Source organism: Mycobacterium sp. TH-M106, from assembly GCF_057473765.1.
This window is the reverse complement of record NZ_JBYCLE010000309.1, coordinates 1-7741: the sequence shown is the minus strand read 5'-3', so window position 1 is coordinate 7741 and position 7741 is coordinate 1. Positions and strand designations below refer to the sequence as shown.

The 7741-nt window shown below is 67.3% G+C and carries 8 protein-coding genes; 1 reads left to right on the top strand and 7 read right to left on the bottom strand.

Annotation, left to right across the window (positions count from 1 at the left end; all coding sequences use genetic code 11):
- A partial coding sequence (locus tag AC2VOP_RS10670; RefSeq protein WP_486960933.1) for an aldehyde dehydrogenase family protein occupies positions 1 to 982 on the top strand: 982 nt, incomplete at its 5' end.
- Here the strand turns inward: AC2VOP_RS10670 and AC2VOP_RS10665 are convergent.
- The 7 genes from AC2VOP_RS10665 to AC2VOP_RS10635 all read right to left on the bottom strand — a co-directional run.
- Entirely contained in the window at positions 979 to 2628 is a 1650-nt protein-coding gene (locus AC2VOP_RS10665) for a PPE domain-containing protein (protein ID WP_486960932.1), read from the bottom strand. The two genes, AC2VOP_RS10670 and AC2VOP_RS10665, sit on opposite strands and share 4 nt — an antisense overlap.
- 166 nt (positions 2629 to 2794) lie before the next feature.
- Positions 2795 to 3916, bottom strand: a complete 1122-nt coding sequence (locus AC2VOP_RS10660) for a cupin domain-containing protein (RefSeq protein ID WP_486960935.1) — start codon at positions 3914 to 3916, stop codon at positions 2795 to 2797.
- A gap of 97 nt (positions 3917 to 4013) precedes the next feature.
- The gene (locus tag AC2VOP_RS10655; RefSeq protein ID WP_486960931.1) at positions 4014 to 4457 is read right to left on the bottom strand and encodes a MaoC/PaaZ C-terminal domain-containing protein; all 444 of its coding nucleotides are present in this window, start codon (positions 4455 to 4457) and stop codon (positions 4014 to 4016) included.
- On the bottom strand, positions 4454 to 4969 hold the full coding sequence (locus AC2VOP_RS10650) for an FAS1-like dehydratase domain-containing protein (RefSeq protein ID WP_486960930.1): 516 nt from the start codon (positions 4967 to 4969) through the stop codon (positions 4454 to 4456). Before AC2VOP_RS10650 ends, AC2VOP_RS10655 begins: the two co-directional genes overlap by 4 nt.
- Positions 4969 to 5385 carry a nuclear transport factor 2 family protein gene (locus tag AC2VOP_RS10645; protein ID WP_486960929.1) on the bottom strand — a complete coding sequence of 139 codons (417 nt, stop codon included), beginning with the start codon at positions 5383 to 5385 and terminating at the stop codon, positions 4969 to 4971. Before AC2VOP_RS10645 ends, AC2VOP_RS10650 begins: the two co-directional genes overlap by 1 nt.
- A 14-nt stretch (positions 5386 to 5399) precedes the next feature.
- Entirely contained in the window at positions 5400 to 6965 is a 1566-nt protein-coding gene (locus AC2VOP_RS10640) for an AMP-binding protein (RefSeq protein WP_486960934.1), read from the bottom strand.
- A gap of 23 nt (positions 6966 to 6988) precedes the next feature.
- Positions 6989 to 7741 (bottom strand): aromatic ring-hydroxylating dioxygenase subunit alpha (locus tag AC2VOP_RS10635; protein ID WP_486960928.1); only part of this gene is annotated, 753 nt, incomplete at its 5' end.

Below are 7741 nucleotides of genomic sequence, written 5' to 3'. Positions count from 1 at the left end.
CATGCCCAAGCTGATCCCGGCGTTGATCGCGGGCTGCACCGTCATCGTCAAACCGGCACCCGAGACACCGTTGGACGCACTGTGGCTGGCCGAGATGTTGGAGGAGGTCGGCCTCCCCGAGGGGGTGGTGTCGGTGCTTCCGGGCGGGCGGGAGGTCGGCGAGCACCTGGTGCGCCACCCGCGGGTGGACAAGATCGCGTTCACCGGCTCGTCGGCGGCCGGTCGCCGGATCGCGGCGATCTGCGGCGAGCAGCTCAAGCGGGTGAGCCTGGAGCTGGGCGGCAAATCGGCGGCGATCGTCCTCGACGACGCCGACGTCGGGGAGACCGTGACCGCCCTGAAGATGGCCGGGTTGATGAACAACGGGCAGGCCTGCGTGGCGCAGACCAGGATTTTGGCGAGCGAACGCCGGTACGGCGAAGTGGTCGACGCGCTCGCGGAGATGATGGCTGGCCTGCAGATCGGCGACCCCGCCGACGACGCCACCGACATCGGCCCGCTGGTCGCAGAACGCCAACAGCACCGCGTTCAGGGCTACATCCGGTCCGGGGTCGACGAGGGCGCCCGGATCGTCGTCGGCGGCGATGACGCCCCGGCCGACCGCGGGTGGTATGTGCGGCCCACCCTGTTCGCCGGTGCCAACAACGAGATGCGCATCGCCCGGGAGGAGATCTTCGGCCCGGTGCTGACGGTGCTGCCCTACACCGACGAGGCCGACGCGGTCCGCATCGCCAACGACAGCGACTACGGCCTGGCCGGGTCGGTGTGGACCTCCGACATAGCACACGGCCTGGAGATCGCCTCTGCCGTGCGCACCGGCACCTACGGCGTCAACATGTACAGCCTCGACATCAGCACACCGTTCGGCGGGTTCAAGCAATCCGGCATCGGCCGCGAGTTCGGTGCCGAGGGCCTGGCCGAGTACGTCGAGTTGCAGGCGGTGGTCAGCAAGGACCCGATGCCTCCGCTGCCGAGCGCCTAACTCCCCCAACTGCCCGGCAGCATCGGCATCCGCGGGCCATTGCCGAATTCGCTATCGGCCAGCGTGGTCAACCCCGCCGCCCGCTCGACGGCCTCGCTTCGCACCGTGCCGGCAAAACCCAACGATCCCGCACCGCTATCCGACGCCAACGGCTCATCCCGCGGCGGCTCGCCCCAGTCCGGGTCGACTTCGACGTTCATGTCGGCGAATTCGTCGCCGTGGCCACGCGTCACCGCGCGGCGCCGGTGCCGCAAGCGCCGGCGCTCCTGCGCGGCCGACACTGCCTCGGCTGCGGCGGTGTCGGCCTCCGGTGCCTTGCGCCGAGCGCTCGATTTGGCGCTCGAGCCCATTCCCGTGTCGAAGCCGATGCCGGGCGGCACTAGATATGGAGGAACGAAGCCGGTCCCGCCGGTGGCCGTCGGCGGGGGCGGCGGCGCGGGAGCGGCGGCGGTGTTCGGTACGGGGGCCGACGACGGCACCGGGGGCGAGCCGGCGGGCACGGCTGACGCCAGAGCAGTCGGGACGGTTCCAGCAGCCGGGAGCACCATGGGCGCGGCAGCAGCGGGCGCCAGCGCCGGCGCGGCGGACTGCTCGAGCCCGGCCAGCCCGGCCAACCCGGCCAGCCCGGCCCCGGGTATGACCGCGGGGCTGGCGCCAGCCGCCAGTGCCGCCGCATTCTCGGCCGCAAAGATGCCGAATTGCTCGATGTGAAGCGGAATGTCGAACAGCGCCCAACTGAAGAAGTACTCGGCGGCCGACGCCGGGTTGTGCCCCAGGTAGGTCCCGAACTGCTGAGCATCCTCAAAGAGTTCGAGCGATCGGGCAAGCCACCAGATCGCTTGGCCCGGGTCGGAATAGGAGTCGTAGTGAGCCCCGTTGAGGGTGCCCGCGGTGGGGTTCCAATTCACCCCGAGTTTGTGCAGCAGGCTCGCGACCACGTTGTCGAACCAGAGATCGATCCTCGGGTCGTGGGCAACCATGGTGTTTCCGATGCCGACCTGGTTCAAGACGTGCTGGAGCCACTGCGGAATCCCTAACGGGTTGTTGCCGGATATCGGGATGCCGTCCGTCCAGATATACCCCGGGTTCGGCTGCTTGGCTGCGCTGGATTTCAGGATGGTCGGCGCGGCATCGGTCTGCGGCGTCGCCGCCACCGCAGCACCGGCGACCGCATGATAGGTGCTCATCGTGGTGGCGGCCTGGATCCACATCCGCACGTAGTCGGCTTCGTTGAGGGTGATCGGGATGGTATTGATGCCGAAGAAATTGGTCGCCATCAACACCGCATGGGTGGCGTGGTTGGCGGCCAGTTCCGCCAGGGTCGGCATGGCCGCCAGCGCCCCGGTGTAGGCCGTGGCCACGCTCTCGTGCTGGGTGGCCGCCGCCGCGCTGTCGGCACTGGCCTGCATCAACCACGCCAGAAACGGCACGAACGCGGCCACAAAAGACTCCGCGCTCGGCCCCTCCCACGCGCCGTCTTGCACCGCCTCCAGCACGGCGCTGAGTTCCTCGGCCACCGACGAGTACTCGGCGCTCAACGAATGCCACGCGGCCGCGCCCGCCACCAACGAGCTGGGTCCGGGACCACTGCTGAGCAGTGCTGAATGCACCTCCGGCGGCGCGGCCATCCAGACGGGCGCAATCATCCACCACTCCTTGGAAACGGGCCGACACCCGAGATAAAATGAACATGACTTTCATTAGCAGCTACCGGACTTATACCATGCTGTCGGCGTGATGGCAAGGCCGGCGGCCACGCGCTATGCCGGCGCCGGGCATGCGGGCCGGCCGTGCGAGGAACGAGTGTCTGAGTCAGTCGTCGGGTAGCCGCACCAGGAATCCGCTGGCGATCAGGGTCTTGGCCAGCTTCGTCTGCTGGGCCGCACTGAGCCCAGGCAAGTCGGAAACCCGAAACGGCTCAGTGCTTTTCGAGACGAACAGCATTGCGGCTTGGTGATCCGCCCCGGCGTTGACGGCCAACTGCGCAAAATCCAGGGAAACGCCACCCGCAGCTGCAGCCACCCGCGAATACAGCGGTTGGTACTTCACCACTCGTGTGTGTCCGTCGATCCCGGCGGCGTTGGAGACGGCCCGCCCGACCGGTGGGCACCGGCCGCGCTTGACCAGCACATCCTCCAACGCGCCGAGCGCTTCGGCGATGACGTCGGGTTCTTCGAGGGCTCTGGCGACCTCGCTCACCAGGCCGCTGACGCTGGCGCGAAGGTCTGGGTCGGCGAGGTGACGAGGCGGCAGCTGGGTATGGACGCGGTCATCTGAGAGACTCAGCGAATACAGCGCCCGGGCGGCGAGCGTGAACAGGGTGGGCGCGTGGACCCCGACGGTCAGGTGGACCGATTGCTCCGAGGTGGTCTCGGCCGTATGGACCCGTCCGCGTGGCAGGTACAACACGTCGCCGGCCTCCAGTAGCAGGTCGCTCGGCGCCGGGAGTTCGGCCGTGGCAACAGGTTGCCGGCGACGCATCAGGTGAGGTGGGACATCAGCGCCGTCGTAGACGTGCCAGATCTTGGATCCCTGAATCTGCAGGATCAGTGTGTCGTGTTCGTCGTAGTGCGCGACGAAGCCCTGGGAGTCAGGCGGCGTGGCATAGACATTGACCTTGGTTGCGAAGTTCAGTTCGACCTCGATAGAGTGCGCCAGCGAGGCGACCGCGCGCACATACTGCTCGATGCCGTCGAAGACTATGGTGTAGCCGTCGGCAAAGCCGTTGCGGATGCGGACCAGATCGAGGGTGCCGTCGGCAAGCCGATAGCTGTCATCGGGTCGGTGTTGCTCGTCTGCCCGTACCAGGCGAACCGCCCAGGCCGGCCCGGGCTCGGGCCGGAACAACTCCAAGAGCTGCTCGACCGCCGACGGCCCGTCCAGGATGGCATCGAAATAGCCTGGGCAGCAACGCTTGACGTGGTAGTGGGTCATTCCCCAAATCTCGTCGAGGAAGGTGTCGACCGGCAGCGGTGCGAGCAGCCAGGCAAGGGAGAAATCGTCTACGCCGGACACGCGTTCGCCCTTATCATCAGCCGCCTCGACGGCCCGGCACCTGCAGGGTGAGCTCAACCGGGCAACACAGTTCACCCCGCTGGTTGCTCACCTGAATCTGAAGATCCACGAGATAGCGCGGAGGGTCTGCTGAGGTGTCGCAGCGCTTGGCGACGACCCGTCCGCTGCCCACCATGGTGTCACCGGCATAGATGGGCCCGGCCACCGTCATCTTGCGGTGCACCACCCGACTGTACGGGCCCGCCCAGTCGGTCGCGATCCGGTCGGCGAAGCCGGCGATATGCATGGTGTTGACGAAAATACTGGGATGTCCTTGGCTTTCGGCGTAGGCAGGATCGAAGTGTCCCGGAAAGTAGTCCCACGTCGCCGCGGCGTTGAGCACCACCCGCTGATAGTCGATCTTGTCGACCACCTGCGCCAGCTCGACCGGAGGGCTCAACTGTTGCCAGTCGACCGTCATGAGTCCGCCTCGGGGGTGAAGCGGAACAACGTGTTTCGGTTGTAGGCCACCACAGCACCGTCTTGACGACTGAAGGTGTCCAGTGTCTCGATGAAATGGCCGACGCCGAGCCGTGTCCGCTTCTCCGGCGACACCGACACCACCTCCTCCACCACGGTAAGCCGGTCCCCCTCGACGATCGGCAGCAGAAATTCGGCCTCGTTGGTCGCGTTGACGAAGGTGGTGCCGGGCAGGGGCACCCGTAACGCGATCGCTGCCGGCAGCCGACCCGTCGGCAGCCACGGCGGCGGGATCAGCCAACCCATCAGCAGCGCTGGCGGTGCCAGCAGACCACCCCATACCCGCGTGGCGAACTCGGCGTCCCAGTAGGCCGGGTTGGGATCGTGCACCATCGAGGCGAAGAGCTGGATCCGCGCACCACTGACCACCGTGGCCGCGGTGCGCGGCTCGGTAGTCACGCCGACCATGCGCAGCGCGTCGGCGTAGCTGCCGAACGCCAGCTGGTAATCCATCACACCCGGCTTGGCAGCGGGTCCCATTGCAGTTCACGTGTGATGAAATACCAGCCGCCTCGCTCGTAGATGAGCCGGTCCCGGTAGGTGCCGGTGGCGCGCAATGTCGTGGCGGCGCCATCAGGGCCGGCGGTGAACAGCAACGCGACACACTGCTGGGTGGCGTCGATCCCGTCGACGACAATCTCGTGGTCGACGGCGACCAGCCGCTTCCCGCCACCGTCGAACGCAGCACGCAGGTCGGTGAAAACCTCTCCGTCCCGGGCGAATTGCGCTCCGGAGTGGCGAAACGTCGCGATCCAGCCGTCGCAGTCACCCGCGGAATAGCATCGGTTGTGCCGCGCAGTGAGGTTCAGTATCGCGTCGCGCGCCACCGCGCCGTCGAGCAGGTGCTGCTGCTGATAGGTCATGGTCATCTCTCTCCCAGTCTTTACCGATTGAGGCTGTATCCGTGGTGTTCTCGATCCCAGGCGCCGGCACCGACGCCCCGAGCCCGCAGCACATCCTTGCGTACCCGCCCGATGGCGGTCTTGGGGAGTTCGTCGGCGACGTCGACGTAACGCGGCACGCAGAAGTACGGCATCCGGTCGGCGCAGAAGTCCAGCAGCTCGGCGCAGTCCAGCGTGGCCGCCGGCCGCAGCGTCACGACCAGCAGGATGTCGTCTTCACCCAGGTCGCTGGGCACCCCGACCACTGCGGCCTCGGCTACCGCCGGATGGCTCAGCACAACGGTCTCCACCTCGACCGACGAGACGTTCTCACCGCGCCGACGCAAGCAGTCCTTGACCCGGTCGACATAGGTCAGGTTCTGTTCCGTGTCCAACCTACCGAGGTCTCCAGTGCGAAACCACTGCGGGTGCGGGGCGACGCTGCCGTCATCTGCGAGATAGCCTTCGCTCATCACATGCGGATACCTGGGCCGGCAAGCGATCTCACCCACCTGCCCGGCAGGCAGCGGGCCGCCGTTCACGCCCAGGATGGCGACGTCGAAATTTTCGGTGGGCCGTCCGGAGCCGCCGGGCACGCCGTCGTCGGCGACACCCTGGACGGTGACGGGGAACGCCTCGGTCAGTCCGTACATGGTGACGACGCGGCAGCCGTAACGCTTTTCGATATCGCGATAGTCATCGGCGGCTATCGGCGCGGCGGAGATGAACCGCAGCGGCAGCTGACTCTCTCGTGGGTCGTCGGGCAGCATCCGCAGCATCGAGACCATCGCTCCGGCACCCGCGAACCCGACCGCGCCACAGCCACGCACTTCGTCCCAGACCCGGTCGGGATGAAACCCGGCCGACAGCACCGTGGTGCCGCCGACCAGCATCGGCGCCAGCACGGTCGGCGCGGCGCTGAGGTGAAACAGCGGCATCGCCGTCCACAGCACCTCGCCTGCCCGGAATTTCCATGCCGAGGCGACGGTGGCGGCCGCGGTGAACAAGTAATGCCAGGTGGTGGCTACCGCTTTGGAGGCTCCGGTGGTGCCGGAGGTGAAGAACAACGCCCCCACCTCACCGACCCCGCCAGGGCTGTCCACCAGCGGCCGGCCGTCGTCGCGGGTGAGGGTGGCGTGCAGCGAATCATCGCACACCACAACATCGCCCACCCTCGGCAGCCGGCCGGCGACCTCGCGCACCCGCGGCAACCGCTCGGTATCGGTGACGATCGCCTTGGCCCTCGCCAATGCCAGTGTGTGCCGCAGGAAGTCGCCCTTGTGCGCGGCGTTGACTGCGGCGCTCACCACACCGATGCGTGCCGCGCCCAGCCAGAAGTAGATCCACTCCGGGCAGGTGGCGGTGAACAGCGCGACACAGTCGCCACGGCGCAGTCCCAGTTCGAAGAGCATGTTCGCGGCCGCGCGTGACCGCTGGGCCAGCTGCGCGAACGTCAACGGGTTTCCGGCGACCGACATCATCACTTTCTCCGGTGACTGCTCGGCGCGCCGGTCCAGCACAGCCGGGACGGTGAAGCGGTCCACGCCGAAATCGGCTGGGCCGAGCACCCGTCCGCGGCGCACGTGGCGCATCAGGCTTCCGCGACAGCCGGGTCCGGCTCACCGTCCGGGGTGTAGCCGAAGTCCGTCGGCGAAGGCTGCTCACCCGGGTAGAAGCGGTGCGCCCAGCGGCGCAGTGCCGCGTAGTCGCTGGCTTCTTCCGGCGCCAGGTTGGGCTTCTCCAGGTATTTCATGTTCTCCCAGGTGAAGAAGTCCTGTTTGATGACCTGTTGCTGCAGCGCCAAGAACTTCGCGGCCCTGCCGGTGGGCACGTCGCCGGTGTCGCCCGGCTCGCGGATGGATGCCTGAGTGTAGAAGTAGTCGGTGTAGTCCTCGTCGACCGGCGTCTGCCCGGTGACCTGGACGGTGGCCACCAGGTTGCTGGGGAACCGGACGAAGCCGATGCCGAGCGAATAGTTGTCGTAGACGATCTTGGCCGTGACCGGGCCGTTGGGGGTCAGCCACGTCTGCGGCCGTCCGCCGCCGAAGTCGGCGTTGACGTTGGCGTGCAGGTGGTAGCCGGACACCGTGAACGAGGCGGTGTTGGCCGGGTTGGCGGCCTTGTGCACGTACTGCACGTGGTAGGGGTCGGCGGCGTTCTCGATGATCATCTGCGGGTGCACCTTGACCCGATTGAGCATCCGGGTGTGCGGGTGCAACGGGTAGTACTCACCGCTGTCCAGTTCCGGAATCACCGGCGGCCGCCAGTACGGTGCCCGGCCGTGCCTCTCATGCCAGACCAGGATGAAGCCGTACCACTCCATGCTGGGATAGGTCCGGATGCG